This window comes from Arthrobacter sp. NPDC057013, assembly GCF_042674585.1.
GTDB lineage: Bacteria > Actinomycetota > Actinomycetes > Actinomycetales > Micrococcaceae > Arthrobacter.
In genome coordinates, this window is sequence record NZ_JBHUSE010000001.1 from 65,940 (window position 1) to 92,299 (window position 26,360).

Genomic DNA, 26,360 nt, shown 5'->3' on the forward strand with positions numbered 1-26,360 from the left:
TGCGACGTGGTCGAGTAGATGCATGACTGAACAGCAGGAACCTGCAGACACCACGCCGCTGAACGACCTTGAGGAGAAGCTGGCCCGGGGCGGCCAGCCGGACGCCGATCCGGTGGACGTCATCCTGTCGTTCCTCAACAACGAGGTCTACATCATCAGTTCCGACGCGCTCGAAGGCGAGGACTCGCAGGTTGAGCCGCTGGTGCTGGGCAACGCGGACGGCCAGCCGGTCCTCGCGGTGTTCTCGCGCCCCAGCCGGGTGGACGCGGAGTACCTGGAGGCCGCCCCGAACGTGCTGGGCACTCAAGGCGCGGCGATCATCGCCAACATCGGTGATGAGCTGGGAATGGTCATCAACCCGGGTGCGGCCTACGGCTTTGAGATCAACCCCGAGGGCATCGCCAACATCAAGCGCGACTTCAAGCGCGCGGATGAAGTGGACCCCAACCCTGCCGGCCTCGAAGGCGAGTAACCCTACGCGGCTGTCTGCAGACTAAAGCCCGCAATGTAAGCGACGGGTTGTGTCCGCTGCGCCGGCGGGAGGAATAATGGCAGGATGCGGCTAGGCGTCCTCGACATCGGTTCAAACACTGTCCACCTCCTGCTGGTGGATGCCCACCCCGGCGCACGGCCGGTGCCTTTCGCCTCGCACAAGCGCCCCCTCTCGCTGGTGCAGTACCTCGATGCGGACGGCAACATCACGGACGCCGGCCAGCACGAGCTCACGGAGTTCGTGCTCGAGGCCTGGGAGTTCGCAGCCCGGCACAAGGCCGACGACCTGCTGGCCTTCTGTACATCAGCCATCCGCGAGGCCACCAACGGAGCCGCGGTGCTGGCCCGGGTGAAGCACGAAACCACCGTCACGCTGCAGGAGCTCACCGGCAGCGAGGAAGCGTCCATGACGTTCTTCGCCGTCCGCCGCTGGTACGGCTGGGGCGCCGGCACCGTCCTGAACTTCGACATCGGCGGTGGTTCCTTCGAAATGGCGCTGGGGCAGGACGAACTGCCGGAACTTGCAACCTCCGTGCCCCTGGGCGCGAGCCGGCTGACCCGCGACTGGCTGCACGAGGATCCACCGTCCGCGAATTGCGTCAAGGAACTCCGCCGGTACATCCGGACCACCCTCAAGCCGGTGGTCCGCAGCTTCAACGAGGTGGGCAGGGCAAACGTCGTGGCCGGCACCTCCAAGACCTTCCGCTCCCTGGCACGGATCGCCGGGGCGGCCCCCAGCGCCGCAGGCCCGTACGTGAAGCGCGACCTCAACCGCACGGACCTTGGCATCTGGGCCCAGCGGATTTCCGCCATGAAGTCCGAAGACCGGCTGCACCTGCCGGGCGTCTCCGAGGCACGGGCAAACCAGCTCCTCGCCGGTGCGCTGGTGGCTGAAGCGGCCCTGGAGCTCTTTGAGTACAAGAAAATCAAGATCTGCCCGTGGGCGCTGCGCGAGGGCCTCATTCTCCGGCGGCTCGACCAGCTGGTCTTTGACGGCCCGCTGGAACCTGCACCGCATGTGGGCGTCCCGCAGGTTTCGGCGCTGCCCGCCCTCTAGCGGTTACCTGCCGTCCGGTGGCCGGGCGATCTGGGCGCTGTCTTATAGCCGCTGCCTTATAGCCGCTGTCTTAAAGCCGCTGTCTTAAACGAGTAAGCGCCGGCCGGCTACGCAGAAGAAGCTGGGGGGAACACTTCTGCAACCGACCGGCGCCTCGCCAGTCCCGAAGGACCGGCTCCATCACTCGCACCTGTGAGGCGTCTATGACTCTAGCGGGGGAGTATGGGTGTTCTGCGGGATTTACCTGAAAGCAGGCTGGGAATTCTGTTTGCCGCCGCAGGAGGAGCTTAAAAGCAAAGACACCGACAGTCTGCTGCAGAAAAATGGGCAAAACCACTGCAGACCGTCGGTGCCTGACAAGCATCCCCATGCCTGCTTCATCACTCGCACCCTCAATGAGGTAATAACTAAGTTAGGGGCCGAAGGTGTGTGGAGCCTTCGACCAACATGTGAGCTTCCTGTGAGTGGCCGCGGTCTGCATCCGGCGTGCTGAACTGCAATGATGGAGCAATGAGCAACCGAATCGCATTCCTTGGCTGTGGATCAATGAACGAGGCCATCCTGGGCGGCCTGCTGGAAGGCGGCACGGATCCCATGGAGATCGTGGCCACCGTCCGCCGCGCGGAGCGGGCTGCGGAGCTGGCCGAACGGCACGCCGGCATCACGGCCATCGCGGGCAGCGAAGAACCTGACAACAACAAGCAGGCGGCAAAGGGTGCCGGCATCGTGATTCTCGGCGTGAAGCCCTTGGGCATCGCGGAGCTGGCCCGGGAAGTCAGCGGCTCACTTTCCCCGGACACGATCGTCATCAGCGTTGCCGCCGCCGTTTCCATCGCCCAGCTCGAAGCTGCCCTGCCCGCGGGCCAGCCGGTGATCCGGACGATGCCCAACACCCCGGCGAAGCTGGGGCGCGGTGTGGTCTCGGTGTCTGCCGGCACCAATTGCTCGCCCGAGCAGCTCCAGCGGGCCAAAGACATTCTCGGCGCAGTGGGAACCGTCGTCGAAATCCCGGAGGAGCAGGTGGACGCACTTGGTGCCATCAGCGGTTCCGGTCCTGCCTACGCGTTCTACCTGGCCGAGGCCATGGCCGCCGCCGGCGTTGAACTGGGCCTGGACGAGGAGCTGGCGCTCCTGCTGGCTCGCGAGACCGTGGCGGGAGCCGGCCTCATGCTGGCGGAACCCGGAGCCGAACCGGCGGCCCTGCGCAAAGCCGTGACCAGCCCCAACGGAACCACCGAGCGGGCCATCGCCACGTTCGATGAGCGCGGCTTGCCGGCAATCATCGCCGCGGGCGCCCGCGCCGCGGCTGACCGCTCTGCCGAGATCACCAAGCAGCTCGGGTAGTCCCCACCGGTACCCCACCACCTTCCGCGCCGGCACATCGGAGTTTTTGTCCAGATATCGCGGGTTCAAGGCCCTTGAGGGCCCGATATCTGGACAAAAACTCCCGACGGCGGGTGGAAAGTCAGGCGCGACGGCGGGTGGTGCGTTTGCGGGACGGCGGGTCGCCGTCGTCGGGCTTTTTGCCAACCCGTTAGGGCCTGGCGGCGAACCGCTCCAGGAGGTCCACGTGGCCGGAAACGATCAGCATGTCGCGGGCGGACACCTTGGTCTCGGGCCGGGCGTAGGTGAAGTCCTCGCCCGGGGACTTCACGCCCACGATGGTCACGCCGTACTTGGACCGGACCTTGGACTCGTCCAGCGTGAAACCGACCGTTTCACGCGGCGGATACATCTTGACGATGGCGAAGTCGTCGTCGAACTCGATGAAGTCCAGCATGCGCCCGGAGACCAGATGCGCGGCGCGGACGCCGGCGTCGGCCTCGGGGTAGATGACATGGTTGGCGCCGATCCGGGTGAGGATCTTCCCGTGCGACGGCGTGATGGCCTTGACCCACAGGTGTTCGATGCCGAGGTCCACCAGGTTCACCGTGATGAGCACCGAGGACTCGATGGACGTGCCCACGCCAACCACGGCTGAACTGAACTCCTGCGCGCCCAGCTGCCGCAGCGCGTCGATGTTGGTGGCGTCCGCCTCCACCACATGGGTCAGGACGGGAGACCACTTCTGGACCAGCGACCTGTCGCGCTCGATGGCCAGCACCTCACGGCCCTGCTTCACCAGCTGTTCGGCGGTGGAGGAACCGAAACGGCCCAGGCCGATCACCAAGACCGGTGCGTTGTGGGCGGGGCGGTTGGGGGCGCCTGACGAATTAGCCAATGATGGGCCTCTCTTCCGGGTAGTGGTACAGCTGGCTGCGCTGGCGCAGGGCCAGGCCGGCGGCAAGTGTGACGGTGCCGACGCGGCCGGCGAACATCAGGACGGCCAGCACATACACGCCCTCCGGCGGCAGCTCGGCGCTGAGGTTGGTGCTGAGGCCGACGGTGGCGAACGCCGAGATGGTTTCGAACAGCACCCGGTCCAGGGAGGCCCCGCTGATGTGCAGGAGCAGGAAGGCTGACGCGGATACCCAGGTGGCGCCGGCGACGATCACTGAGATGGCCACGCGCATGGTGCCCTCGGGGATGGTGCGGCCGTAAACCTTGACGTCGGCGTCGCCACGGGCTTCCGCGATGATGGCCAGGAACATGACGGCGATGGTGGTGACCTTGATGCCGCCGGCCGTTGACGCGGAGCCGCCGCCGGCGAACATCAGGGCGTCCGTGAGCAGCTTGGTGGTGGATTCCATCTGGTTCTGGTCCACCAGGTTGAAGCCGCCGGAGCGCGTCATGACGGAGGCGAAGAGCGAGTGCGTGATCTTGTCGCCCAGGCTCATGTTCCCGATGGTGCGGGTGTTGTCCCACTCCATGAGCGCCCACAGGACGGTGCCGGCCGCGAGCAGAATGAAGGAGACCTGGATGGTGAGCTTGGTGTGCAGGTTCCACTTTTTCCAGTTGAGCCCGTTTTGCTGCAGCACCATGACGACGGGGAAGCCCAGACTGCCCAGGAACACGCCGAGCATGAGCGGAATCAGGATCCAGAGGTCAGTCTCGTAGGGGACGATGCCGTCCGAGTGCGGGGTGAAGCCGGCGTTGTTGAAGGACGAGATCGCGTAGAAGACGCCGTGCCAGACAGACTGCCAAAAGGGTTCTCCGAGAACCATGAAGCGCGGGATCAGGGCGATCGCGAGGGCGGCCTCGATGACCACAGACGTGGTGATGACGATTCGCAGCAGGGTACCCACTTCACCGAGTCGTCCCGCGTTGTTCATGGCTTCCTGGGCGATGAGCTTGCCCCTGACGCCCAGCTTCTTGCTCACCATCAGGGCCAGCAACGAGGCCAGCGTCAGCGTGCCGAGGCCGCCGACGAAAATGCCGACGAGGATGATCAGCTGCCCGAAGAAGGACCAGTGCACGGCGGTGGACACCACTGTGAGGCCCGTGACGCAGACGGCAGAGACCGCGGTGAAGAGGGCCTGGTGAAGCGGAGTGAAGTCGCCCGTCGCCGATGATGCCGGCAGGGACAGGAGGGCGGTGAAAAGGACGATGACCACCACAAAGGCGCTCAGGGCAAGGCGGGCCGGCGACGTGTTGGCAATGTCATCGATGAAGTCACGGATGCCCGTGAATATCCACAGGCCCTCACGCTCCGGCGTTGCGGGTTGCCAGCTGGCCGGGCTCTTGGACCTCGACTGGCTTTGCGTCATGTGCGGCTGTTCCTCGATTGACTCTGCTTCCTCCAGTAGTAAACCACTAAACCCTCCGCCGTGGCCGGGCCAAGGGGCAGACCGGGCTCCGGTAGCCTGTCAGTAATGACATTCCAGCCCGGACTCAGCCTCCCCGCACTGCCAACGACGGTGGTGTGGGACGCCGCCATGACGGCGTACAACTTCGGCCCGGGCCACCCAATGGCGCCTGAACGCCTGGACCTCACCGCCCGACTGGCCGGGAGCCTGGGTCTGCTGGACCTTGCCCACGTCACGCTGTCCGCCCCGGACGTTGCCGAAGATGGTGAGCTCACCACCGTTCACAGCCCCGACTTCGTGGCAGCGGTGCGCCGGGCCAGCGACAACCCCGACGCCGCGGACGGGTCTTACGGGTTGGGCACCGAGGACGACCCGGCCTTTGCCGGCATGCACGAGGCCGCAGCCCGCCTGGCCGGCGGCTCCCTCCTTGCGGCGAGTTCCATCCTGGACGGCTCGGCGGTCAGGGCCGTGAACTTCGGCGGCGGGCTGCACCACGCGTCCCGGGACCGCGCCAGCGGCTTTTGCGTCTACAACGATGCCGCCTTGGCCGTCCGGAAACTGCTCGACGGCGGCGTGCAGCGCGTGGCATATATCGACGTCGACGCCCACCACGGCGACGGGACGCAGAGCATCTTCTGGGACGACCCGCGCGTCCTCACCATCTCGCTGCACGAGACCGGCATGTCGCTGTTCCCCGGCACCGGCTTCGCCAATGAGATCGGCGGCCCCGGGGCGAGGGGCAGCGCGGTTAACGTGGCGCTGCCTGCGGGAACGGGAGACGCCGGCTGGCTGCGTGCGTTCCACGCTGTGGTCCCCCAGCTGGTGGGTGCCTTCTCTCCCGAGGTCATCGTCAGCCAGCACGGCTGCGACTCGCACCGGCTCGATCCGCTGACCCACCTCAACGTCAGCGTGGACGGGCAGCGCGAAGCCGCCGTCGCCGTCGCGAACCTCGCGGCCCGGTACTGCGGGGACCGCTGGGTCGCCACCGGCGGCGGCGGGTACCACATCACGGGCGTGGTGCCGCGGACGTGGAGCCACCTGATCGGCATCGCCGCGAACCGTCCGGTGCCGCTCCGCACGCCGGTGCCGGAGGCATGGCGGACGTACGTTCAGGAGCGCTACGGCGTGAACACCCCCGAGAGCATGGGCGACGACGCCGACGTCTGGTGGCGCTCCTGGGAAGTGGGATTCGACCCCAACGACGACATCGACCGCACCGTGATGGCCACACGCAAGGAAGTCTTCCCGCTGTACGGCCTGGATCCCTGGTTCGACTAGTTCCCTGACTAATTCCTTGGGCGACCCGTCCTTCACGGGCCCAACCACCGGCGAAATAGTAGATGCCATTCGGCGTATATGTCGCTAGGGTGGGTCTCATGGTGACAGACGACGTATTTGCCGTCATTGCTGAGGCAACGCGGCGCGACATTCTCGTGTCTCTCCAGTCGGGGGACAAAGCTGTGGGGGAGCTGGTCGAGGAGCTCGCCGCCAGCCAGCCCACCATCTCCAAACACCTCAAGGTGCTGCGCGAAGCAGACCTCGTCAGCATGCGCGCGCAGGGCCAGAAGCGCTACTACGCGCTCAATCCCAAGCCGCTGGCCGGCGTCGCAAGCTGGCTGGAGACGTTCGACGTCGGACGGGTGGCTTCCGCCTCAGCGTCACCGGACGCCGCACCCCAGCAGGCCGAGGAAGCCCAGACCGGGTCGGCGCGGGCCGCAGCCACTGCGAGCCCTGCAGCGGGGACCCCCGTGTCGGCCGCGGCCGGGCAGGCCGCAGAGCTCCCGGACGCGTTCGCGGCAGCGGGGGCCCAATCAGCCGCGGCACGTGCCGGCACCGCGGACGACGCCACCCACGCACCCGGGCGACCGGCGAGCGGCCAGCTGAGTCCCGCCGTCGTGGTTCCGGGCGGTCAGGTGCCTGGAAGCGCCGCCCAGGACGACACCGTCCCGCAGCAGATCGGCCGCACCGTGGGCCGCGCCGCGACGAAGGCCGCGGACCTGCTGGCGAACCTGCCCAAGTTCGGCCGCAAAAAGTAACGCGGCTACGTGCCGAGGATCCGCACGTGGTCCGGGGTCAGCTCGGAGATGTTGCTGACGCCCAGCAGTGCCATGGTACGGGCCATGTCCTTTTCGAGGATCTGCAGGACACGGTCGACGCCGGCCCGGCCGCCGGCCATGAGCCCGTAGAGGTAGGCGCGGCCGATGAGCGTGAAGTCGGCGCCAAGGGCCAGGGCGGCGACGATGTCCGCGCCGCTCATGATGCCGGTGTCCAGCATGATCGCGGCGTCGCTGTTGTCCGCCTTGAGCGCCTTCGATACTTCCGGGAGCAGGTGGAAGGGGATGGGGGCACGGTCCAGCTGGCGGCCGCCGTGGTTGGAGAGCACGATGCCGTCGGCGCCGTGGTCCACCACCTTGCGGGCGTCGTCCACGGTCTGGATGCCCTTGACCACAAGCTTGCCCTTCCAGGTTTCGCGCAGCCAGTCCAGGTCCTCGAAGGTGAGGGTGGGGTCGAACATCGAGTTGATGAGGTCGGCCACCGTGCCCGTGTACCGCGAGAGCGAGGCGAAGGTGAGCGGCTCGTGGGTGAGGAAGTTGAACCACCAGGCAGGGCGGTAGGACGCGTCCAGGACGGTCTTCAGCGTGAGCGCCGGCGGGATGGTCATGCCGTTGCGGACATCGCGCAGCCGCGCGCCCGCGACGGCGGTGTCCACCGTGACCATGAGGGTGTCGTTCCCGGCCTTCGCTGCGCGCTCGATCAGTTCGAGGGAGCGGTCCCTGTCCGTCCAGAGGTACAGCTGGAACCAGTTGCGGCCGTTGGGCGCCGCCGCGGCCACGTCCTCGATCGAGGCGGTGCCCATGGTAGAGAGCGTGTAGGGAATGCCCGCGGCCTCGGCGGCCTGCGAACCGGCGTATTCGCCCTCGGATTGCATCATCCGGGTGAAGCCGGTGGGCGCAATGCCGACGGGAAGCCGGGAGGACTTGCCCAGAATGTCGGTGCTCAGGTCGATGCTGGACACGTTCCGCAGGATGCCGGGGCGGAACTCGATGTCCAGGAACGCCTCGCGGGCCCGCCGCAGGGTGATCTCGGATTCCGCCGCGCCGTCGGTGTAGTCAAAGGGGGCCTGGGGCGTGCGGCGCTTGGCGATGTCGCGCAGTTCCCAGACGGTGCTGGCGCGCTTGAGCCGCGCTTCCTTGCTGAACTCGGGCTTCTTGAACTGCATGAGCGGGGCAAGGTCGGAGTACTTCGGGATGCGGCGCTTCAGCGCGGCCGGGACGGCGGCGGCCGCTGCGGCGACGCCGGTGGGCTGGGTGGCCGGAATGTCCGTCGTGTCCGGCCCCGGGGTGGTTTCCGGGTTGCTCGGCTGGATGGTGTGGGTCATGGCTTTCCTCCGTGGGCGTGCCGGGAGATGCTGAAATGGAGCCTCCCCAGTGTGGTCTAACCACACTCTAAGGCATGTGGTCCAACCACATCAAGTACCATGGGTTCATGCGTACGCACCAACTTGTCCTGCGGTGGATCGAGGACCAGCTCTCCGGCGGCCAGCTCGCCGTCGGCGGCCGCCTCCCTGCCGAGCGGAGCCTGGCCGAGCAGCTCGGCGTCTCCCGCACCTCCGTCCGCGAGGCCATCCGGGTCCTCGAGGCCATGGGTGTTGTCCGCGCCGGCGTGGGTTCAGGCCCCGAGGCGGGGACGGTGGTGATCTCGGATCCGACGGCGGCACTCGGTTCCGCACTGCGGCTGCATGTGGCCACGCAGCACCTGCCGGTGGAGGACGTGGTGGAAACGCGCGTGCTGCTCGAGTCCTGGGCGGCCGCCCGGGCCAGGCCGGATGCCCACGAGCTCGATGTGGCCGGGGCACTGCTCGACGACATGGACGAGGGCCACGGCATCGACGACTTCCTGGCCTTGGATGTCCGCTTCCACCTGGCCCTGGCGGACGCCGCCGGCAACGCCGTGGTCAGCGCCATGATGGGCTCGCTCCGGGAGGCGATCCAGGGCTATGCGGGGCAGCTGACCGCGAACCTGGCGGACTGGGACGCCACGGCGTCGCGCCTGCGGGCCGAGCACCGGGAAATCCTGGCCGCCATCCGGAAGGACGACGGCGGCCGGGCGGCAGAGCTGGTAGCCGCCCACATCCGGGAGTACTACAAGGAAGCCGGGCTGGGCCCGAAGGATTGACCTGGCCCGGCCGTAGCTGACCACGTGTGATGGAGTTTTTGTCCAGATAATGGCCGCAAAAGGGGCCTTAACTCGCGATATCCGGACAAAAACTCCAGGGAGGGTTAGCGGACGTCGACCTCCAGCGCCTGGTAGTCGTCCGCCGCGTGCCGGCCCACCAGCAGGCGCAAGGAGCGCGCTCAACCTGCCAGCCGCCGTCGTAATGGCCAAAGGCGCGGGCCCGCGGTGCTTTGCGGAGCCGCGGTCTCCTCGGAGAGGGATTCGACGGCCACATTGCCTCCTGGCGAAAAGTGGCCCACCGTTGGGCCTCGTGAAAAGCGTAACGCCAAAAACCTAGTGTTATTTGGTTTTCCACCATTTGACTTGGCGTCCAGCTGGCCGGGGCCGTGAAATAAACTGGCGCAATGTCTCCCACCAAGCCCCGCGGGCAGTACGCCAAAGGCGCCGAACGCCGCGAGCAGATCATCCAAACCGCCACCGATGTCTTTGCCACCGAAGGTTTCGAGGGGACGGCCCTCAAGCGCGTGGCCGAGCTTGTTGGGGTCAAGGAAGCCACGCTCTTCCACTACTTCAGCGGCAAGCAGGAGCTGCTGACTGCGGTGCTTGCGGAGCGTGACCGCCGCAGCAGGGAAATTGGCGGGTTGGACGAGTTCGGACTGCCGGTTCTGGCGACCGTGGCGGAGCGGAACAAAAAGGAGCCCGGCCTGACCACGCTCTATGCGGTGGCGTCTGCCACGGCCAATGACCCCGGGCACGCTTCCCACGGCTACTTCCAGGACCGGTACTGCCAGCTTGTCGAGGAGTTGGCGCTCGATATCGGGCGGCGCCAGGGTGCGGGGGAGGTCCGGTCCGACGTCGCGGCGGAGTCACTCGCCCGGCTGGTGATCGCCGCCTTCGACGGACTCCAGCTGCAGTGGCTGTATGACAAGAAGGTTGACATGGCCGGCAGCCTGACGGAGCTCGTCGACGTGCTTCTGGTCCCGGCCAAGCCTTAAGGCGGGCGCCCCAAAAGCGCCTCACGCGTGGAGTTTTTGTCCACGTATCGCGACTTCGGGGGCCTTTAGCGGCCATTATCTGGACAAAAACTCCACCCTCCCGGACGAAAACTCAGTCCTCGGCGATCACGGCCACCGCTCCGCCGGGAACGAGCCCGCCGAAACGCCCGCCGCCTAACAGTTCCTCGCCGTCGGCCTTTACCTCCGCACCGTCCCTGCCGTGGTTGATGGCGAAGAGGAAGCGGCGCCCGTCCGCGCTGACCCGGCGGGTGAGTTCGACGCCGGCAGCGGCTTCCGCGGCGGCCGCCACTCCCGCCTCGGCCAGGAGCCTGTCCAAGAGCCGTTCGATGCCGTCGCCGTCCGTGAGCGTGGCCAGGTACCAGGCGGCACCTCGGCCGGCGGTATTCCGGGTCAGGGCCGGGACCCCCTCCAGCGGGTAGCCGGTGAAGGTTGCCGCCGCCTCCGCCCCGGCAAGGTGCACATGCTCACTCCAGACCCGGCCAATGGTGCCGTCGCTCAGGGTCACCTGCCCGCCGTCAAGTAGCGGGTGGAACTCCTCTGTCCGGATGCCCAGCAGTTCCCGGAAGGCGCCCGGATAGCCGCCCAGCCGGATGTGGTCCCGTTCGTCGACTATGCCGCTGAAGTAGCTGACCAGCACCGTGGCGCCGGCCCCGGCCGCGGCGGCGATGTTGGCCGCGGCGGCATCGGTGACGCAGTAGAGCGTGCACACCAGGACCAGGCCGTAGCCCGTAAGGTCCGCCGTCGGATGGACGAAGTCCACGCCCACGCCGCGCAGGAACAGCGAGCGGTGGAACGCCCGGATCAGGTCGAGGTACTTCACATCCTCGCTCGGGTGCGAGTCCAGTTCGCTGGCCCACCAGGCCTCGTAGTCGAACACGATGGCCACCCGGGATTCCACCGTTGAACCCTTGACGGGGCCGAGCCGCTTGAGCGCTTGGCCGAGGGCCACCACCTCGCGCCACACCCGGGTGTCGCGGCCGCCGTGCGGCACCATCGCCGAGTGGAACTTCTCCGCGCCGGCAACGCTCTGCCGCCACTGGAAGAACATGACGGCGTCGGCGCCCCGGGCCACGTGCGCCAACGAGTTCCGCAGCATTTCGCCCGGCATTTTCGGCTGGTTGCGCGGCTGCCAGTTCACGGCCGACGTCGAGTGTTCCATCAGGATCCACGGCCTGTTGCCCGCGACGCCGCGGGTGAGGTCCGCGCTGAACGCCAGTTCGATCTGCCGCTCCGGGTCCGCGGCAACCAGGTAGTGGTCGTTGGCCACGACGTCCAGGTCCTTCGCCCAGTCGAAGTAGTCCAGGGACTTGGTGGCGCTGGACACCATGAGGTTGGTGGTGGCCGGAATGTCGGGGGTTACCTCACGGATCACCGCCAGCAGGCTCCGGTAGTAATCCATCAGTGCCCAGGAGCTGAACCGCTGGAAGTCCAGCCGCTGCGTCGGGTTGAGGGTGGTGGGGGCCGCCCGCGGCGGAATGATCTCCTCGAACGTGGCATAGTGCTGCGACCAGAAGGCCGTGCCCCAGGCCTCGTTCAGCGCCTCGATGCTGCCGTAGCGACGCTCCAGCCAGCGCCGGAACGCGGCGGCGTCCTCCTCGCCATAGAACTCCGAAACATGGCAGCCCAGCTCGTTGTCCACGTGCCACAGCGCCAGCGCCGGGTGGTCCCGATACCGTTCGGCCAGCTTCCGGGTGATGCCTGCGGCATACCGGCGGTAAACAGCGGACGACGGCGAGTAGTGCCGCCGGGAGCCGCGTTCCAGGACGGCGCCCTCCGCCGTTACCGGCAGGATTTCCGGATGTTTCCGCACCAGCCAGGCCGGGGGAGCGGCTGTGGCCGTGGCGAGCGCCACCTTAATGCCTGCGCCGTCCAGGTTGTCCAGCACCTCGTCCAGCCAGCCGAAGTCGTACTCGCCCTCGCTCGGCTCCAGGAGCGCCCAGGAAAAGATGGCTACGCTGAGCAGGGTCACCCCGGCCTCCTTCATGAGGCCGATGTCCTCCAGCCTGACGTCGGCCGGCCACTGCTCGGGATTGTAATCACCGCCGAATGCCAGGCCGGAGCCGCTGTTCCAGACCGGGGTTGGGGAAGCAGTGGTTTGCGGTGGCATGGGACTCCTTTGTTGGGTCGGAGGATCCGGCTCAGCGATCGTGTTCCGACCTTACGCCGAGGCCACCAGGGATGCGACGGCGGCCGGCGACAGTTCGCCGTCGCACACCCCCACGCTCAGGCTGCGCCGCAGCGGTTCCCAGCGATGCCACCGGCGGTTTCTCCGGGTAGAGCAGGAACGCTGCGGCGAGCCCGTGGGCCGGATGTGACGCAACCGATTTGGTGATCCACCGGCGCGGGTTTATGGTCGTTCCCATGACTAACCGTTGGTATGCGTATTTTTCGTTGGCTCTGGAGGGGCCCGCGTCTAACTGACACGCATCCAACTTTCCTTCAGAGCCAACAGGGCAGAGATCATTCTCTGCCCTTCGCCATTTCTACGGCGGGTTCTGACCAGGGGCCCGCTCCCACCCGGAACAGGACCCCGAACATGAGCGCAACAGCCACCGAAACCCAGCAGCCGACGTCGAAACGCCAGTCCACGTCCAACCTGCGGGTCAGCGAGATCACCGCCCTTCCCACGCCGCAGGAGATGATGGCGGAACTGCCGCTGGACGCCAAGGCGGCCGACGTCGTCGAACGCGGCCGGGACGAAGTCCGGGCCATCATGGACGGCGTGGACGACCGCCTGCTGGTGATCGTGGGACCGTGCTCCATCCACGACCCCAAGGCCGGCCTGGAATACGCCCGCCGGCTGGTCAGCCAGGCCGAGAAGCACAAGGAAGACCTGCTCATCGTGCTGCGGGCCTACTTCGAGAAGCCGCGGACCACCGTGGGCTGGAAGGGCCTCATCAACGATCCGCACCTGGACGGCAGCCACGACATCGCCGGTGGCCTCCGCGCGGCCCGCGGCTTCCTGCAGCAGGTCACCGCCCTGGGGCTCCCCACCGCCACTGAATTCCTTGAGCCCATCAGCCCGCAGTACATGGCCGACCTCATTTCCTGGGGAGCCATCGGCGCGCGGACCACGGAAAGCCAGATCCACCGCCAGCTCGCCTCCGGCCTCTCCATGCCCATCGGCTTCAAGAACGGGACCGACGGCGACCTCCAGGTGGCGGTTGACGCCTGCGGCGCCGCCGCGGCGGCCCAGGCGTTCCTCGGCATCGACGGCGACGGCCGGGCCGCGCTGGTCTCCACCGCGGGCAACCCCGACACCCACGTGATCCTGCGCGGCGGCCGCAAGGGCCCCAACTACTCGGCCGCCGACGTCGAGGCCGCCTCCGCCAAGCTCGCGGCCAAGAACCTCAACCCGCGGCTGATCGTGGACGCCAGTCACGCCAACAGCGGCAAGAGCCACCACCGCCAGGCCGAGGTGGCGCTCGAAATCGGAGCCCAGCTCGAGGACGCGGGAACGGCCGCCGGAGCGATCGCCGGCGTCATGCTGGAGAGCTTCCTGGTGGGCGGCGCGCAGAACCTCGACGTGGCCGAACACGCCGCCCGCCACTCGGCGCTGGTCTACGGCCAGAGTGTCACGGATGCCTGCATGGAGTGGGATGTGACGGCGTCGGTCCTCGAGCAACTGGCCGCATCGTCCCGGAAGCGGCGGGCTTTCACAATGGCCACGTGAGCATCTAGAGTAACTAGAACACGGTTGTTCGATGGCTCAGCATCGGCGCACCGCAGAAAGACCGGCGTCGTTGCTGAGAGCAAAGGAATATGGGTAATGTCCGCAGAGTCGAACTTCTCGAACGCCAAGTTCTTGACCGTGGCCGAGGTGGCTGAGGTAATGCGTGTCTCCAAAATGACCGTGTACCGCCTTGTCCATTCGGGGGAGATGCCCGCCGTCAGGTTCGGCCGCTCCTACCGTGTCCCGGAGACCGCCGTCGAACAGTACCTCAAGGGTGCTGTCGTGGACGGTCACACGGGCACCGCCTAACGGGACTACACTGACCGCACCGATCCCGTGGTTGCTGCAGCCGCCTTGGGGGCCGCTGCACGCCACGGGGCTGTGCTGGTCAGGGGACGCCCCGGATAAGCGGTACCCTGTTAAGGAACGTTTTACGTCATTGTAAGAATCTGTCAGTTGTTCAGTCTGTTGCTCAGTCCACGGACCTTCTCCATCAGACAGGTACTGCATCTAGTTTGTAAGGAACTTTCGTGGGTTCAGTTATTAAGAAGCGTCGCAAGCGTATGGCCAAGAAGAAGCACCGCAAGTTGCTTCGTAAGACCCGCCACCAGCGCCGCAATAAGAAGTAGAGTCCGCTCTACGCTTCAATGCCCGTTCCCTTTCGGGGGTGCGGGCATTTTTGCGTCCTCGACACGCAGGCCTGAGGACGCGGAAAATTTCCTGGGGACGCGGATTCGGAGGGGGGACACGCGGATTCGGGTGTCCTGGGAGATGTTCCGTGTCCGTGGGCCGGAAGTGTGTCCTGAGGCGGGCAGTGTGTCAGGCCCGCGGACCGCGGAAGCGGGAGTAGCCCCGCCAGAGGCCGTAGACCGCTCCGCCCGCCGTGGCTGCCTTAAGCCCCAGGGTGGCTGCCCGGCGGCCTGCGCGGAAGTCGTAGACCGGCCAGTTGTGTTCGCGGGCGTGCTTGCGCAGGCGGGCGTCCGGGTTGATCGCCACGGGGTGGCCCACCATTGTCAGCAGGGGGATGTCGTTGTAGGAGTCGCTGTACGCCCAGCACCGCTTCAGGTCCAGCCCGTGCTGGTCCGCGATGCCCTGGACCGCCACGGCCTTGGCGGCGCCGTGCAGGATGTCGCCTACGAGCCTGCCGGTGTAGAAGCCGTCCTTGGTCTCGCCCACCGTGCCGAGGGCGCCGGTGAGTCCCAGCCGCGTGGAAATCACGGTGGCCACCTCGATCGGCGTCGCCGTGACCAGCCAGACCTTCCGGCCCACGCGCAGGTGCTGCTCGGCCAGGGCTTTGGCGCCCGGCCAGATCCGGGAGGCGATCATCTCGTCATAGACCTCTTCGCCCAGTGCCTTGATGTCCTCCTCGGTGATGCCGGCGGCGAGCCTGAGAGCCGAATCCCGGACCGCGTGGACGTCGTTGAGGCTCTCGCCCCGGAGCACGAACTTGAGCTGCTTCCACGCCATGCCCGCCGCCTGCGCAATCGTGAAGGCTCCGCGCTGGTGCATTTTCCTGGCCACGTGGAACAGGCTCGCGCCGCGCATGAGGGTGTTGTCGACGTCGAAGAAGGCTGCCTCGCCGTGTTGCTGCTTCGCAACCGGACGGTGGGCCACAGCGACGTACTTCTCCTCGGGCATGTCACTGAGTCTAGTCAATGCGATACGCCACACCTGACGGCCGCCGCGTCGCCCGGCGCCGGGAACGGCGATACGGTTGAAGCATGGCAAACCCCGACGTCGTCCTCCTCACTAAAGCTGACTGTCACCTGTGCGCCGCGGCGCGCGACGCCGTCGGGCGGGTGACTGCCGGGCTGGGACTTTCCTGGTCGGAGCGGCAGCTGGACGCCGACGACGAGCTGCGCGACCGCTACGCCGAGGAGATCCCGGTGGTGCTGGTGGACGGCATCCAGCGCGACTTCTGGAAGATCGACGAGGCACGCCTGGAGCGAGTGCTTCGCCGTGCCATCGCGGGGGCCTAGGCGATTTCGAACAATGGCGTTGGCTTTGTTGGCATAACTGATGGGGATCTAGAGTGGACTCACAACGCGACGCAACGGAGCAGATAGTGACTTCGCTCGATTCACCTCCCCAGGCCCTGCCCGGTCCCACCGGGGCTGCCGGCAAGCAGATCCCGCCCGCGGCCGTGGCCCGGCTGACGATTTATCTGCGCGCGCTGAACTCGCTGCTGGCCGAAGGCACCGAGCGGGTCTCCTCCGAATCACTGGCTGAACTTTCCGGGGTCAGCTCCTCGACCCTCCGCAAGGACCTGTCCCATGTGGGTTCGTATGGCACCCGCGGCGTCGGCTACGAGGTGCAGTACCTGAGCCGCCACATCGCCGCCGCGCTGGGGCTGACGCACGACTGGAAAGTCGCTATTGTCGGTGCCGGCAACCTGGGCAAGGCGCTGGCGCGCTACGGGGGCTTCGAATCGAGGGGCTTTGACGTGGTGGCCATCTTCGACGCCGACCAGATGGTGGTGGGCAATGAGGTGGGGTGGCTGCGGGTCAGCGACGTCGCGGACCTGGAGACGGTCCTGGAGCGGACCGGAACCAACATGGTTGTTCTGGCGCTGCCGGCCGCCGTCGCCCAGAGCGTGTGTGACCGGGTGGTGGGCGCCGGCGTGCGCAGCATCCTCAGCTTTGCTCCGGTGATGCTCCAGGTGCCCGACGGCGTGACGCTGAGGAAGGTGGACATGGCCACCGAGCTGCAGATCCTGGCGTACCACGCGCAACGGGCGCAGACCCCCGGACAGCCGGCGTAACACCGGCCGGCGTTCCGGGAATCCGCGCCCCGTTGGCGGTTTAGGACTGCCTGCTAGTGGCCGTACGGGCCGCCCGGCTGCGAGTACGGGTTGGCGAACGGCTGCGGCTTCTGGAAGTACGGCGCCGATCCCGGCAGGTACAGCATCACGATCGCGGCGATGCCAAGCAGGCCCACCAGGGTGTTCAGGCCCGGCGGGAAGAGGCTGAACACAGACAGCGCTGCGAAGACGGTGCCCAGGATGCGGGCCCAGTTCTTCCCCTTCCGGACGTTGAAGGCCACCAGCGCGTAGATGCCGGCGCCGATCAGTGCAAAGACCACCATGGTTCCGATGATGAAGCCCTTGACGTCCTCGAACGCGATGTTCTGGCCGCTGCCGCGCAGCTGCTCCTCGAACGTGCTCCGCATGGCCGGGTCATCCAGGGTGGGAATCGTGACCAAGAGGTTCAGGATGGACAGGACGCCTGCGGCGATGATCATCCAAAAGGAATAATTCACGAGCTTCGGAACGCCGCCGGCGGTTGCTGCCTGCACCTGTTCGGACGGGTACTGCCCGTAGGGGGACTGGCCATAGGGACTCTGGCCGTAAGGCGACTGGCCGGACTGGGATTGACCATACTGTGGCTGCCCGTACTGCGACTGTCCATACTGGGGCGCGTTCTGACCGTACGGGGGCTGTCCGTACTGCGGCGCCCCGCCCTGTCCGGCCTGTCCGTACTGCGGCGGGTTCTGGCCGTACTGGGGTGCGTTCTGCCCGTACTGCGGACTGTTCTGCCCGTACTGGGGCGCTTCCTGGCCGTAGCGCGGCTGCCCGTTGCTCGGCTGGGAACCGTTGCCCGGTTCGTTGGAGCCCGGCTCGTTGGAGCCGGGGTCATTGGAATGCGGGAATGGAGGATTGCTCATGAGCGGTCCTTTGCGTAGTGACGTCTGAATCGGCTACCGGTTCAGACGCCTGCCCTCCCCAGCATGGTTCACTTCCCACCGTACCCCTCAGCGGGTGTGCGGTGGATCATTCCGGAGAGGTATTCCAAAGCCGGACCAACCTGCGGAAACGCTGCCGGAACGGGAGTGTCCGGCTCAGAAATCGGCGTTCCTGCATGGCGCTGGTCAGGGGCGGCCCCGTGCCGCAGCGAACCAGTTCTGCGAGTTGGGCACCCACATCAGCACCGTTGCCACGAGACTGAGCAGGAAGCCCAGCCAGTTCCCGCCCTGGCCCGAGCGGAAACCCGAGCTGACGATGGCCAGCAGCAGCGACACCCCGGCCGCAATGGTCAGGGCCAGCCGCGCCCATTCCTTGCCCTCCTTCAGGTTCAGCGCCAGCACAATCTCGGCCGCAGCCAGGGCCAGAGCCACCAGGACGAGCAGGAACACCAGGATCGCCACGCCGGGAATGATCGCGAAGAGGACCAGCACCCCAAAGAGGCCGATCACGCCGCCCAGCAGCCCCAGCAGGCCGCCGACCACCCAGATCCAGTAGGAAACCTTGAGCTCCGTCGGCAGGGCCGTCACGTCCAAGAGGCCGGAGAAGCCGCCACGTGGCAGGACCTCGCCAAAGTTCCGTGGCCGGTCTGCCGGCATTTCGAAGGCGAACCGGCCACCACCGGCGGGCGGCTGCTGCTGACCGGGGAACGGCTGTCCCGGTTCCTGCCCCGGGAACCGTTGTCCCGGCGTCGGACGTTCGTTGCCCGACGGCGGCACGTCGCCGGAATCACGGGGCTCCGGTTCATCGCTGGGGGTGCTCATGGCAATCACTTTAAACCCGGGATTTTGCCAACTCCAGAGGCCGGAAACGCCGAACGCCCCGTCTGCGGAGAGTCCGCGGACGGGGCGTTTCGGTGTCAGGAACAGTGGCTGAGGAACCAGCCGTGAACCTAGGCTGCAGGTGCGATGAAGGCCAGTTCCAGGTTGATGGCCACCTTGTCGCTGACCAGCACGCCGCCGGCTTCCAGCACGGCGTTCCAGGTCAGGCCGAAGTCCTTGCGGCTGATGGTGGTCTCGGCGGAAACACCGGCGCGGGTGTTGCCGAAGGGGTCAACGGCTACGCCGTTGAACTCAGTCTCGAGGGTGACGGGGCGGGTGACACCCTTGATGGTCAGGTCACCCTGGAGTTCGTAGCTGTCGCCGTTGGCCACGAGGCCGTTGGAGACGAAGGAGATCTCCGGGAACTTCTCCACGTCGAAGAAGTCCTCGCCGCGGACGTGGCCGTCGCGGTTGGCGTCACCGGAATCGAAGCTGGCGGTCTGGATGGTGGCCTCGACCTTGCTGGCCGTGACGTCGTCGGCGAGGTTCAGGGTGGCGGCGGCGTCCTTGAACTGGCCGCGGACCTTGCTGATGCCGGCGTGGCGGACGGTGAAGGCGATTTCGCTGTGGGAGTTGTCGAGGGTCCAGGTGCCGCGGGTGAGCTCGGTGGAAAGTGCCATGGTGGTTCTCCTTGTATCAGTGGGTCAATCGGGTGATCGTTGAAGCTTTTGTTGAAGTCTCAACTAACTGCTGCATCCAGTATAAACATGCATTTGCATCTTTTATTCCACCGGCCGGGAACTTTTTGAAAAATTTTTGAGTTCTACTTGATGTAGAAGATTTCGTCATTACCCCTGCCCTTTGAGAAACTGGTAGACATGCCCCAAGCCACTGTCCATTTGCTCCGCCACGGCGAGGTCCACAACCCCGAAGGTGTCCTGTACGGCAGGCTGCCTGAATTCCACCTCTCCGAACTTGGCCGGCAGATGGCGCAGATGCTCGCCGAGCACTTCCGCGACCGCGTAGCCCAGGGCGCCAACATCGTGTACCTGGTGGCGTCGCCGCTCACCCGTGCACAGGAAACCGCGCAGCCCACCTCGAAAGCGCTGGGGCTGGACATCCACACCGACAGCCGCATCATCGAGGCGGAAAACCACTTCGAGGGGCTGAAGGTCACCAAGGCCGAGCTGCGCAAGCCCAAGCACTGGCCGCACCTGATCAACCCGTTCCGTCCCTCGTGGGGCGAGTCCTACAAGCAGCAGGCAGCCCGCGTGACCGAGGCCGTCCAGGAGGCCCGCGCCAAAGCCATCGAACTGGGCGGCGACGGCGCCGAGGCCATCCTGGTCTGCCACCAGCTGCCCATCTGGGCCACCCGGCTCAGTGCCGAAGGCAAGCCGCTGTGGCACGATCCGCGGAAACGCGAATGCACCCTGACCTCCCTCACCTCCCTGGTTTTCGGCGACGACGGCGCCCTGCTGCGCGTGGAGTACAGCGAACCCGCCGCCGCCCTTCTTCCCGGTGCCTCGAGCACCCCCGGAGCCTAAGTTATGACTGAAACACCCAAGAGTTCCCGCCGCAGCGTCCTCGCCGCCGGCGGCCTGGCGCTCACGGCGCTCACGCTGGGCCTGTCCGCCTGCGCCCAGGAGGATGCCCTGGCCAAGCAGGCCAAGGCCGGGGACAACAAGAACTACGTGGCCGGCGACGGTTCGGTGACTGAGTTCGCCGTAGCGGAGCGCAAGTCCGGCATCCAGATCCAGGGCACCCTGTTTGACGGGACCGCCGTGACGCCCAAGGACTTCCTGGGAAAGGTCACCGTGCTGAACTTCTGGTTCGCGGCCTGCGCACCCTGCCGGGTGGAGGCGCCGTCCCTCGAAGCACTGCATCAGGAGTTCAAGACCAAGGGAGTGCAGTTCTTCGGTGTGAATCTGCGCGATGAGAAGGCCACGGCCGACGCCTTCGACAAGACCTTCGGCCTCACGTACCAGAGCTTCGACGACAAGGACGGCAGCGTGCTGCTGGCCGTTTCCGGCCTGGTGCCTCCGGGCGCCGTCCCCACGACGCTCGTCATGGACAAGCACGGCCGGGTGGCATCGCGTGTGCTGGGCGAGATCGAGAAGGGCACGCTCAAAGCCCTCATTCAGTCTGCCGTGGCAGAGTAACCTCCCGTGAACAGCCCCTTCGCCGAAGCCATCCTGAACGGTTCGCTGCTGCTCGCCATCCCCGTGGCGCTGCTGGCCGGACTCGTGTCTTTCCTCTCGCCGTGCGTGCTCCCGCTGGTGCCCGGCTACCTGGGCTACGTCACGGGGCTCACGGGCGTGGACCTGCAGAAGCAGAAGCGCGGCCGCATGCTGGCGGGCATCGGCCTGTTTGTGCTCGGCTTCTCCGTGATCTTCGTGCTGCTCGGCGGCGCGTTCGGGCAGCTCGGGTCGCTGATCTCGGGCGGCCAGAACGCCTGGATCACGCAGGTCCTGGGTGTCCTGGTGATCCTGATGGGCGTGGTGTTCATGGGCGGATTCTCCTGGTTCCAGCGTGACGCCAAGATCCATGCGAAGCCGCCGGCAGGCCTCTGGGGCGCGCCGCTGCTGGGGATCACGTTCGGCCTCGGCTGGGCTCCCTGCATCGGCCCCACCTACTCCGCCGTCCAGCTGCTGAGCCTCTCCGGCGGCTCGTCCGCCGCGAAGGGCGCATTCCTGGCCTTCGTCTACAGCCTGGGGCTGGGCATCCCGTTCCTGCTGATCGCCCTGGCGGTGCGCCGCGGCGCGGGCGTGATGTCCTACTTCCGCAAGCACCGGCTGGCCATCCAGCGCACCGGCGGGGGAGTCCTGATTGCCCTGGGCATCCTGATGGCCACGGGTCTGTGGGGAACCTGGGTCACCGAATTGCAGTACTGGTTCCAAACCGACGTGAAGTTGCCGATCTGATGAGCGAGCGTGTGAAGTCAACCGAGAAAACCCCGGCCGGGGACGCCCCGCAGCCCGGGCCCGCCCAGCATGACGCCGCTGCGCCCGAGGGCCGGAAAGCCAAGGACGCCGTGAAAGCCGCCAAGTCCGGGGCCGCCCTCCCGTCCCTGGGCTTCCTGGGCATGCTCCGCTGGGCCTGGACCCAGCTGACCAGCATGCGCACGGCGCTGTTCCTCCTGCTCCTGCTGGCGGTCGCCGCGGTGCCCGGATCGCTGTTCCCGCAGCGGCCGGCCAACCCCTCAGTGGTCACCCAGTACATCAAGGACCACCCGGACTACGGCAAGCTGCTGGACTCACTGCAGCTCTACGACGTCTACTCCTCGGCCTGGTTCTCGGCCATCTACATCCTGCTGTTCATCTCCCTGATCGGCTGCGTGGTGCCCCGCGCCATCGCCCACTACAAGGCCATGCGTTCGCAGCCGCCGCGCACCCCGAAGCGGCTCTCCCGCCTGCCCGAGTACGGCACCCTGGTGGTGCCTGCGGACGCCGGGATCCCGGCGTCGGACGCTATTGAAGACGCAGCAGCGCTGCTGAAGAAACGCGGATACCGCGTTGAGGTAAGGCACGACGGCGGCGCGCGGCCGTCTTTGGGGGCCGAGCGCGGCTTCCTGAAGGAAGTGGGAAACCTTGTCTTCCACACGTCGCTGATCGGCGTGCTGGTGTCCGTGGCCATCGGCGGTTTGTTCGGGTACAGCGGCCAGCGGATCCTGGTGGAGGGCGACACGTTCGTGAACACCCTCGTGGGCTACGACCAGTTCAACCCCGGCACCAACTTCCAGAGCAGCCAGCTGCAGCCCTACTCGATCCAGCTGGACAAATTCCAGGCCACCTTCGACCGGGAATCCCAGGGCAAGTACGGCCAGCCCATCGACTTCACGGCGGACGTCACCACCAGGGAAAACCCCTCGGCTCCGGCCAAGAAGGAAGTCCTCAAGGTTAACGACCCCGTCAACCTGGGCGGCACCAGCATCTACCTGACGGGCAACGGCTACGCCCCCGTGGTCACGGTCCGCGACGGTAAGGGCAACGTGGCCTTCCAGGGGCCTGTGGTGGCCAAGCTGCAGGGGCAGAACTACTACTCGTCCGTGGTGATCAAAGTGCCCGACGCGAAGCCCGACCAGCTGGGGTTCGTCGGCTTCTTCCTGCCCACGGCGCTGGTGACCGATAAGGGCATCTCCTTCAGCGGCGACCCGGACCTCATCAACCCGCAGCTGAGCCTGAACTCGTTCTACGGCGACCTCGGCCTGGACAAGGGCTCCCCGCAGAACGTCTTTGAGCTCGACGTGAAGAATCTCAAGGAACTCAACAGCCGGAACCTCAAGGCGGGCGGCATCACCCTCGCACCGGGGAACACCTACACGCTGCCCGAGAGCAAGGGTTCCATCACGTTCGACGGCGTGAAGAAGTACGTGGGCGTGGACATCCACCACAACCCCGGGCAGCTCTCCGCGCTGATCTTCGCGCTGCTTGCGGTGGCCGGGCTGATCGTCTCGCTGTACGTGAACCGGCGCCGCGTCTGGGTCCGCACCGGCACCCACGAGGACGGCCGGACCATGGTGGAGTACGGCCTCCTGGCCCGCGGCGAGGACCACCGCCTGGCCGGCGAGGCGGCCACGCTGCGGGGCCTCCTGCTGCGCAAGTGGAACCTCGACGCCGACAACCCCGAAACAGCACCTTCCAACTCCTCACCAGCAGGCTCGTCCGAGCCGAAGAAGGACCAGTAATGTTTCCCATCAACGAGACCATGGGCCAGTACAGCGAGCTCTTCATGCTACTTGCCGCCGGCACCTACACCATCGCCTTCATCGCGTTCGCGTGGGACCTGGCCCGGAGCAGCAAGGCCCTGAAGTCGATTGACCTCAAGGCTGCAGCGGCGGACACGGGTTCGTCCACGAAGGTTCCGGTGGGCGCCGGCGCGGCGGTAGGGTCCGCCTCGTCGCGGACCGCGGGCAGCGGTGAGGACCGCCTGGCCGGACCCGCAGACCGTGCCGAGCGGCCGTCGTCGTACTCCTCCGGCACCGCGAACGGCGCAGCCGGCCAGACCGCTGACGACAGCATGCTCTACGGCGAACGCCGTGCACCGGCCCGCGTGGCCGTGGCACTGACCGTCCTGGGCGCCGCGATCCACGCCGCCGCCGTGCTGACCCGCGCCGTGGGCGCCGGACGTGTGCCGTGGGGCAACATGTACGAGTTCCTCACCACCGGCGCGTTCCTCGTGGCGGCCGTGTTCCTCGTGGCGCTGGTTCGCCGCGACCTGCGCTTCCTCGGCACGTTCGTGGTGGGCCTGGTGATCATCATGCTGGTGGCAGCATCGGTGGCGTTCTGGACGCCCGTCGGCCACCTGGTGCCCGCGCTGCAGAGCTACTGGCTGATCATCCACGTCTCCATCGCGGTGCTGTCCTCCGCACTGTTCACGCTGACGTTTGCAATGTCCGCGCTGCAGCTGGTGCAGTCGCACCGGCAGAAGACCATTGCGGCCGGCGGTGCGGACAAGCTGGGGTTCATGCGCCTGGTGCCCTCGGCGCTGAGCTTGGAGAACCTGTCCTACCGGATCAACGCGATCGCCTTCATCGGCTGGACTTTCACCCTCATGTTCGGCGCGATCTGGGCGGAAAAGGCCTGGGGCCGGTTCTGGGGCTGGGACACCAAGGAAGTGTGGACCTTCGTTATCTGGGTGGTCTACGCCGGCTACCTGCACGCCCGCGCCACCCGCGGCTGGACGGGAACCCGCGCGGCCTGGCTGTCGATCGTGGGCTACTTGTGCGTGGTCTTCAACTTCACGATCGTGAACCAGTTCTTCAACGGCCTGCACTCGTACTCGGGGCTGTAGGGGGTTCTGGGGCTTCCTTCCGGGGCCGTTTTGCCAAAAAGGGCCGCATGGGCCCGTCGACTTGCCAAAAAGGGCCGCCTGGGCTCGCCGATTTACCAATATGGGCCGCTTGGCACGCTTGCTGGGCGGCCCTTTTTGGCGAAACGGCGAATGCGCGAGCGTCGTTGGGCTTCAGAGGTTGAGCGGAGGGACGGAACGTGGACGCTAGCGTGCGGGCTTCCAGCCACGGTTCGTTAGGGCCTTGCGTACCTTGGTGATGGCGCTGGGCTCCATGCCTAGTACCAAGGGGTTCAGGTCCAACTGCGTCAGAACCAAGACCAGCCAGCCGAGTCCCCGTGCGTTTTCGTCACGGTAGATGTCGCTTCTTCGCTGCGCTGGAGTGGCGTGGTGGCCGCCGTCGTACTGCAGGGCAATTTTGAACTCTTCGTAGGACATGTCGGGGTCCTGGACCCAGCCGCCTGTCTCATCGAACATGGGTACGTTGATGGCTGGCTCGGGTAGCCCTGCTCCGGCCAACAGGAGCCGCAGCTCCGTCTCCTTCGGTGAATCTGTGTTCGCGCGGATGAGAGCCCGGGCCTTCATTGCCTTGGGGTAGCCAGCCCTGCCCTTCTTCCCAGCGAGGAATGCGTCCAATGCCTCCGGCGTGGCGAGGGGAGCCTTGCGTTGCAAAAGGAAGTCGCCGGCAATGACTAGATCCTGCAGGGAGAGGATTCCGGCCAGGTCGAACCACGTCCGAAGCGGTGGCCGCAGACGTTCTTCCGCCGCACAGCCCTGGCGCCGTCCCGGCTGGTCAGATGGATCACAGCGTGGTCCTCGAAACGCAGGGGCAGCGGGAAACCCCAGAGCGCAGCAGCCGAAAGATGGCTGACGACGGCTCCGGTCGCGAGTGCCAGCCCCCCGTGCGCGAACAAGGAGCGTGATCTCCACGGCCGCTGGCGCGCGTACGCCGTGGCATGGGCTAGCCAAGTCGAGGGCGCGGGAACGCCTGCGGGTCAGGCCGGCGGCAGTGGCCTGGCGGATGGTGAACGGCTGTGCCTGCAGGGCGGGAGGAAGAGAGCGTGGACGTGGCATAGGAGCATTCTGCTGCCCGGAGCGGGCCTGCGTTCCGTTGTCCACAATTTAGGCCCGATGTGGAGGAATAGTGGGCGGTGACTGCTTCGCCGTGTTGGCACCGCGTGTTCCGCCGATTTGCCGGAAAGGGTCGTCCGGCTTGGTAGCTGGGCGGCCCTTTTGGGTAAATCGGTGACGGAAAAGGGGGCCGTGAAGGCTACTTCGCCTCGGGGTTGCCTTCGGCGTTGGCCTCGCCTGAGGCGCCCGGCTTGCGTGGTCCAGGCTCACCGGCGGCCGGGCCGCTGGCACTTGAACTGCCGCTGTTGGTGCCGGGGGCTGCGCCCGTGCTGCCGGTGCCCGTTGTGCCCGTGCGCCGGGTGCCGCCGTCGGCCTGGTTCTTCCGTGCCGCGTCGTCCCGCAGCTTGCGGAGGCGCTCCGCCTCGGCCTGGCGGCGGCGCTGCTCGAGGTTGCGCAGGAAGTCGGGATCGTCGTCGGGGGCTGTGGGGTGCTGCGGGTAAACGGGCTGGGCCACAACCGTGGCACGGGGGCGGCCGATCAGGAACCACAAGGCGGCGCCGATGAGCGGCAGGAGGATCACCATGATGAGCCACGTCGTTTTGGAAAAGCCGCGGGTGGAACGCTTGTCGGTCCTGATAACGTCCACCAGTCCGTAGACGTAGATGGCGAGAATGGCGACTGCGAGTGCAACACGAGGCATGCAATCAGTCTAGCCGCCGCGCGCCCCGGCGGAGATTACAGTATGCCCACAGTCACGCGCCAGCAAAACACCGAAGCGGAGCCCCAGATGACGCCGCAGCTGCACAGGCACCGCTCGGGTCCCGCGGCGGATTGGCCCGGTCAAAGCGCCGCGACCTGCCCCCCAATGACCGGCGGGCAAGCCGGCAGAGTGTCTACGGCAG

27 protein-coding genes are annotated in these 26,360 nt (G+C 66.7%); 17 read left to right on the plus strand and 10 right to left on the minus strand.

Annotation, left to right across the window (positions count from 1 at the left end):
* The first annotated feature begins 22 nt into the window (after nt 1-22).
* From ACFTSA_RS00300 to proC, 3 genes are all read left to right on the plus strand, one after another.
* Nucleotides 23-472, plus strand: a complete 450-nt coding sequence (locus ACFTSA_RS00300) for an SseB family protein (protein WP_377948535.1) — start codon at nt 23-25, stop codon at nt 470-472.
* Nucleotides 473-556: 84 nt separating this feature from the next.
* Nucleotides 557-1,549: a Ppx/GppA phosphatase family protein gene (locus tag ACFTSA_RS00305; RefSeq protein ID WP_377948538.1), complete on the plus strand. Its 993-nt coding sequence runs from the start codon at nt 557-559 to the stop codon at nt 1,547-1,549.
* A 510-nt stretch (nt 1,550-2,059) separates the two neighbouring features.
* The gene (gene proC, locus ACFTSA_RS00310; RefSeq protein ID WP_377948540.1) at nt 2,060-2,893 is read left to right on the plus strand and encodes a pyrroline-5-carboxylate reductase; all 834 of its coding nucleotides are present in this window, start codon (nt 2,060-2,062) and stop codon (nt 2,891-2,893) included.
* Nucleotides 2,894-3,083: 190 nt separating this feature from the next.
* Here proC and ACFTSA_RS00315 read toward each other — a convergent pair whose 3' ends face one another.
* Nucleotides 3,084-3,770, minus strand: a complete 687-nt coding sequence (locus ACFTSA_RS00315) for a TrkA family potassium uptake protein (RefSeq protein WP_003797805.1) — start codon at nt 3,768-3,770, stop codon at nt 3,084-3,086.
* The gene (locus ACFTSA_RS00320; protein WP_377948542.1) at nt 3,763-5,196 is read right to left on the minus strand and encodes a TrkH family potassium uptake protein; all 1,434 of its coding nucleotides are present in this window, start codon (nt 5,194-5,196) and stop codon (nt 3,763-3,765) included. The genes ACFTSA_RS00315 and ACFTSA_RS00320 overlap by 8 nt, the downstream gene beginning before the upstream one ends.
* Nucleotides 5,197-5,301: 105 nt before the next feature.
* Between ACFTSA_RS00320 and ACFTSA_RS00325 the strand changes: the two genes are divergently transcribed.
* Both ACFTSA_RS00325 and ACFTSA_RS00330 read left to right on the plus strand, forming a co-directional pair.
* On the plus strand, nt 5,302-6,513 hold the full coding sequence (locus ACFTSA_RS00325) for an acetoin utilization protein AcuC (RefSeq protein WP_377948545.1): 1,212 nt from the start codon (nt 5,302-5,304) through the stop codon (nt 6,511-6,513).
* Between the two features lie 98 nt (nt 6,514-6,611).
* The gene (locus ACFTSA_RS00330; RefSeq protein WP_377948547.1) at nt 6,612-7,271 is read left to right on the plus strand and encodes an ArsR/SmtB family transcription factor; all 660 of its coding nucleotides are present in this window, start codon (nt 6,612-6,614) and stop codon (nt 7,269-7,271) included.
* A 5-nt stretch (nt 7,272-7,276) separates the two neighbouring features.
* Here ACFTSA_RS00330 and ACFTSA_RS00335 read toward each other — a convergent pair whose 3' ends face one another.
* Nucleotides 7,277-8,614 carry an alpha-hydroxy-acid oxidizing protein gene (locus tag ACFTSA_RS00335; protein WP_377948549.1) on the minus strand — a complete coding sequence of 446 codons (1,338 nt, stop codon included), beginning with the start codon at nt 8,612-8,614 and terminating at the stop codon, nt 7,277-7,279.
* 107 nt (nt 8,615-8,721) lie between these two features.
* Here ACFTSA_RS00335 and ACFTSA_RS00340 point away from each other — a divergent pair, with 107 nt between their 5' ends.
* Together ACFTSA_RS00340 and ACFTSA_RS00345 are read left to right on the plus strand one after the other, a co-directional pair.
* A complete protein-coding gene (locus ACFTSA_RS00340; protein ID WP_377948551.1) occupies nt 8,722-9,411 on the plus strand; it encodes a FadR/GntR family transcriptional regulator in 690 nt (229 codons plus the stop codon).
* Between the two features lie 404 nt (nt 9,412-9,815).
* Entirely contained in the window at nt 9,816-10,406 is a 591-nt protein-coding gene (locus tag ACFTSA_RS00345; protein WP_377948553.1) for a TetR/AcrR family transcriptional regulator, read from the plus strand.
* A gap of 112 nt (nt 10,407-10,518) precedes the next feature.
* Here the strand turns inward: ACFTSA_RS00345 and ACFTSA_RS00350 are convergent, their stop codons facing one another.
* Nucleotides 10,519-12,534 carry a beta-galactosidase gene (locus ACFTSA_RS00350; protein ID WP_377948555.1) on the minus strand — a complete coding sequence of 672 codons (2,016 nt, stop codon included), beginning with the start codon at nt 12,532-12,534 and terminating at the stop codon, nt 10,519-10,521.
* Nucleotides 12,535-12,963: 429 nt separating this feature from the next.
* Here ACFTSA_RS00350 and ACFTSA_RS00355 point away from each other — a divergent pair, with 429 nt between their 5' ends.
* From ACFTSA_RS00355 to ACFTSA_RS00365, 3 genes are all read left to right on the plus strand, one after another.
* On the plus strand, nt 12,964-14,100 hold the full coding sequence (locus ACFTSA_RS00355) for a 3-deoxy-7-phosphoheptulonate synthase (protein WP_377948556.1): 1,137 nt from the start codon (nt 12,964-12,966) through the stop codon (nt 14,098-14,100).
* A gap of 96 nt (nt 14,101-14,196) precedes the next feature.
* Complete coding sequence (locus tag ACFTSA_RS00360) at nt 14,197-14,409, plus strand: helix-turn-helix domain-containing protein (protein WP_003797758.1); 213 nt, start codon at nt 14,197-14,199, stop codon at nt 14,407-14,409.
* 221 nt (nt 14,410-14,630) lie between these two features.
* Nucleotides 14,631-14,729, plus strand: coding sequence for a 30S ribosomal protein bS22 (locus tag ACFTSA_RS00365; RefSeq protein ID WP_003792170.1), 99 nt, complete (start codon nt 14,631-14,633; stop codon nt 14,727-14,729).
* Between the two features lie 190 nt (nt 14,730-14,919).
* On the opposite strand, the gene ACFTSA_RS00370 is transcribed toward ACFTSA_RS00365, so the two are convergent.
* Complete coding sequence (locus ACFTSA_RS00370) at nt 14,920-15,738, minus strand: HAD family hydrolase (RefSeq protein ID WP_377948559.1); 819 nt, start codon at nt 15,736-15,738, stop codon at nt 14,920-14,922.
* 83 nt (nt 15,739-15,821) lie between these two features.
* Here ACFTSA_RS00370 and ACFTSA_RS00375 point away from each other — a divergent pair, with 83 nt between their 5' ends.
* The gene (locus ACFTSA_RS00375) at nt 15,822-16,079 is read left to right on the plus strand and encodes a glutaredoxin family protein (protein WP_377948561.1); all 258 of its coding nucleotides are present in this window, start codon (nt 15,822-15,824) and stop codon (nt 16,077-16,079) included.
* 86 nt (nt 16,080-16,165) lie between these two features.
* The gene (locus ACFTSA_RS00380; protein ID WP_377948563.1) at nt 16,166-16,861 is read left to right on the plus strand and encodes a redox-sensing transcriptional repressor Rex; all 696 of its coding nucleotides are present in this window, start codon (nt 16,166-16,168) and stop codon (nt 16,859-16,861) included.
* A 53-nt stretch (nt 16,862-16,914) separates the two neighbouring features.
* Here the strand turns inward: ACFTSA_RS00380 and ACFTSA_RS00385 are convergent, their stop codons facing one another.
* From ACFTSA_RS00385 to ACFTSA_RS00395, 3 genes are all read right to left on the minus strand, one after another.
* The gene (locus tag ACFTSA_RS00385) at nt 16,915-17,763 is read right to left on the minus strand and encodes a hypothetical protein (RefSeq protein WP_377948565.1); all 849 of its coding nucleotides are present in this window, start codon (nt 17,761-17,763) and stop codon (nt 16,915-16,917) included.
* Between the two features lie 204 nt (nt 17,764-17,967).
* Nucleotides 17,968-18,603, minus strand: coding sequence for a hypothetical protein (locus ACFTSA_RS00390; RefSeq protein ID WP_377948567.1), 636 nt, complete (start codon nt 18,601-18,603; stop codon nt 17,968-17,970).
* Nucleotides 18,604-18,731: 128 nt separating this feature from the next.
* The gene (locus ACFTSA_RS00395; RefSeq protein WP_377948570.1) at nt 18,732-19,280 is read right to left on the minus strand and encodes a YceI family protein; all 549 of its coding nucleotides are present in this window, start codon (nt 19,278-19,280) and stop codon (nt 18,732-18,734) included.
* A gap of 198 nt (nt 19,281-19,478) precedes the next feature.
* Here ACFTSA_RS00395 and ACFTSA_RS00400 point away from each other — a divergent pair, with 198 nt between their 5' ends.
* Genes ACFTSA_RS00400 through ccsB form a run of 5 tightly spaced genes read left to right on the plus strand, consistent with a single transcriptional unit; the run spans nt 19,479 to nt 24,390 of the window.
* Nucleotides 19,479-20,144, plus strand: coding sequence for a histidine phosphatase family protein (locus ACFTSA_RS00400; protein WP_377948572.1), 666 nt, complete (start codon nt 19,479-19,481; stop codon nt 20,142-20,144).
* Nucleotides 20,145-20,147: 3 nt separating this feature from the next.
* Nucleotides 20,148-20,759, plus strand: a complete 612-nt coding sequence (locus ACFTSA_RS00405; RefSeq protein WP_377948574.1) for a TlpA family protein disulfide reductase — start codon at nt 20,148-20,150, stop codon at nt 20,757-20,759.
* Nucleotides 20,760-20,765: 6 nt separating this feature from the next.
* Nucleotides 20,766-21,521 (plus strand): cytochrome c biogenesis CcdA family protein, encoded by a 756-nt coding sequence (locus tag ACFTSA_RS00410; protein ID WP_377948578.1) that lies wholly within the window; start codon nt 20,766-20,768, stop codon nt 21,519-21,521.
* Complete coding sequence (locus tag ACFTSA_RS00415; RefSeq protein WP_377948580.1) at nt 21,521-23,284, plus strand: cytochrome c biogenesis protein ResB; 1,764 nt, start codon at nt 21,521-21,523, stop codon at nt 23,282-23,284. The genes ACFTSA_RS00410 and ACFTSA_RS00415 overlap by 1 nt, the downstream gene beginning before the upstream one ends.
* A complete protein-coding gene (gene ccsB / locus ACFTSA_RS00420; RefSeq protein ID WP_377948582.1) occupies nt 23,284-24,390 on the plus strand; it encodes a c-type cytochrome biogenesis protein CcsB in 1,107 nt (368 codons plus the stop codon). The genes ACFTSA_RS00415 and ccsB overlap by 1 nt, the downstream gene beginning before the upstream one ends.
* Before the next feature lie 204 nt (nt 24,391-24,594).
* Here the strand turns inward: ccsB and ACFTSA_RS00425 are convergent, their stop codons facing one another.
* Together ACFTSA_RS00425 and ACFTSA_RS00430 are read right to left on the minus strand one after the other, a co-directional pair.
* The gene (locus ACFTSA_RS00425) at nt 24,595-24,972 is read right to left on the minus strand and encodes a hypothetical protein (protein ID WP_377948584.1); all 378 of its coding nucleotides are present in this window, start codon (nt 24,970-24,972) and stop codon (nt 24,595-24,597) included.
* 685 nt (nt 24,973-25,657) lie between these two features.
* Nucleotides 25,658-26,158: a PLD nuclease N-terminal domain-containing protein gene (locus tag ACFTSA_RS00430; protein ID WP_377948587.1), complete on the minus strand. Its 501-nt coding sequence runs from the start codon at nt 26,156-26,158 to the stop codon at nt 25,658-25,660.
* Between the last annotated feature and the right edge of the window lie 202 nt (nt 26,159-26,360).

Bases quoted from the DNA above. Each gene is read 5' to 3' on its own strand.
- ACFTSA_RS00430 (WP_377948587.1), bottom strand. From the start codon at position 26,158: ATGCCTCGTGTTGCACTCGCAGTCGCCATTCTCGCCATCTACGTCTAC.
- ACFTSA_RS00340 (WP_377948551.1), top strand. From the start codon at position 8,722: ATGCGTACGCACCAACTTGTCCTGCGGTGGATCGAGGACCAGCTCTCC.
- ACFTSA_RS00300 (WP_377948535.1), top strand. From the start codon at position 23: ATGACTGAACAGCAGGAACCTGCAGACACCACGCCGCTGAACGACCTT.
- ACFTSA_RS00345 (WP_377948553.1), top strand. From the start codon at position 9,816: ATGTCTCCCACCAAGCCCCGCGGGCAGTACGCCAAAGGCGCCGAACGC.
- ACFTSA_RS00330 (WP_377948547.1), top strand. From the start codon at position 6,612: ATGGTGACAGACGACGTATTTGCCGTCATTGCTGAGGCAACGCGGCGC.
- ACFTSA_RS00355 (WP_377948556.1), top strand. From the start codon at position 12,964: ATGAGCGCAACAGCCACCGAAACCCAGCAGCCGACGTCGAAACGCCAG.
- ACFTSA_RS00415 (WP_377948580.1), top strand. From the start codon at position 21,521: ATGAGCGAGCGTGTGAAGTCAACCGAGAAAACCCCGGCCGGGGACGCC.
- ACFTSA_RS00360 (WP_003797758.1), top strand. From the start codon at position 14,197: ATGTCCGCAGAGTCGAACTTCTCGAACGCCAAGTTCTTGACCGTGGCC.
- ACFTSA_RS00305 (WP_377948538.1), top strand. From the start codon at position 557: ATGCGGCTAGGCGTCCTCGACATCGGTTCAAACACTGTCCACCTCCTG.
- ACFTSA_RS00325 (WP_377948545.1), top strand. From the start codon at position 5,302: ATGACATTCCAGCCCGGACTCAGCCTCCCCGCACTGCCAACGACGGTG.
- ACFTSA_RS00320 (WP_377948542.1), bottom strand. From the start codon at position 5,196: ATGACGCAAAGCCAGTCGAGGTCCAAGAGCCCGGCCAGCTGGCAACCC.
- ACFTSA_RS00390 (WP_377948567.1), bottom strand. From the start codon at position 18,603: ATGAGCACCCCCAGCGATGAACCGGAGCCCCGTGATTCCGGCGACGTG.
- ACFTSA_RS00335 (WP_377948549.1), bottom strand. From the start codon at position 8,614: ATGACCCACACCATCCAGCCGAGCAACCCGGAAACCACCCCGGGGCCG.
- proC (WP_377948540.1), top strand. From the start codon at position 2,060: ATGAGCAACCGAATCGCATTCCTTGGCTGTGGATCAATGAACGAGGCC.
- ACFTSA_RS00425 (WP_377948584.1), bottom strand. From the start codon at position 24,972: ATGAAGGCCCGGGCTCTCATCCGCGCGAACACAGATTCACCGAAGGAG.
- ACFTSA_RS00405 (WP_377948574.1), top strand. From the start codon at position 20,148: ATGACTGAAACACCCAAGAGTTCCCGCCGCAGCGTCCTCGCCGCCGGC.
- ccsB (WP_377948582.1), top strand. From the start codon at position 23,284: ATGTTTCCCATCAACGAGACCATGGGCCAGTACAGCGAGCTCTTCATG.
- ACFTSA_RS00395 (WP_377948570.1), bottom strand. From the start codon at position 19,280: ATGGCACTTTCCACCGAGCTCACCCGCGGCACCTGGACCCTCGACAAC.
- ACFTSA_RS00385 (WP_377948565.1), bottom strand. From the start codon at position 17,763: ATGAGCAATCCTCCATTCCCGCATTCCAATGACCCCGGCTCCAACGAG.
- ACFTSA_RS00400 (WP_377948572.1), top strand. From the start codon at position 19,479: ATGCCCCAAGCCACTGTCCATTTGCTCCGCCACGGCGAGGTCCACAAC.
- ACFTSA_RS00375 (WP_377948561.1), top strand. From the start codon at position 15,822: ATGGCAAACCCCGACGTCGTCCTCCTCACTAAAGCTGACTGTCACCTG.
- ACFTSA_RS00350 (WP_377948555.1), bottom strand. From the start codon at position 12,534: ATGCCACCGCAAACCACTGCTTCCCCAACCCCGGTCTGGAACAGCGGC.
- ACFTSA_RS00370 (WP_377948559.1), bottom strand. From the start codon at position 15,738: ATGCCCGAGGAGAAGTACGTCGCTGTGGCCCACCGTCCGGTTGCGAAG.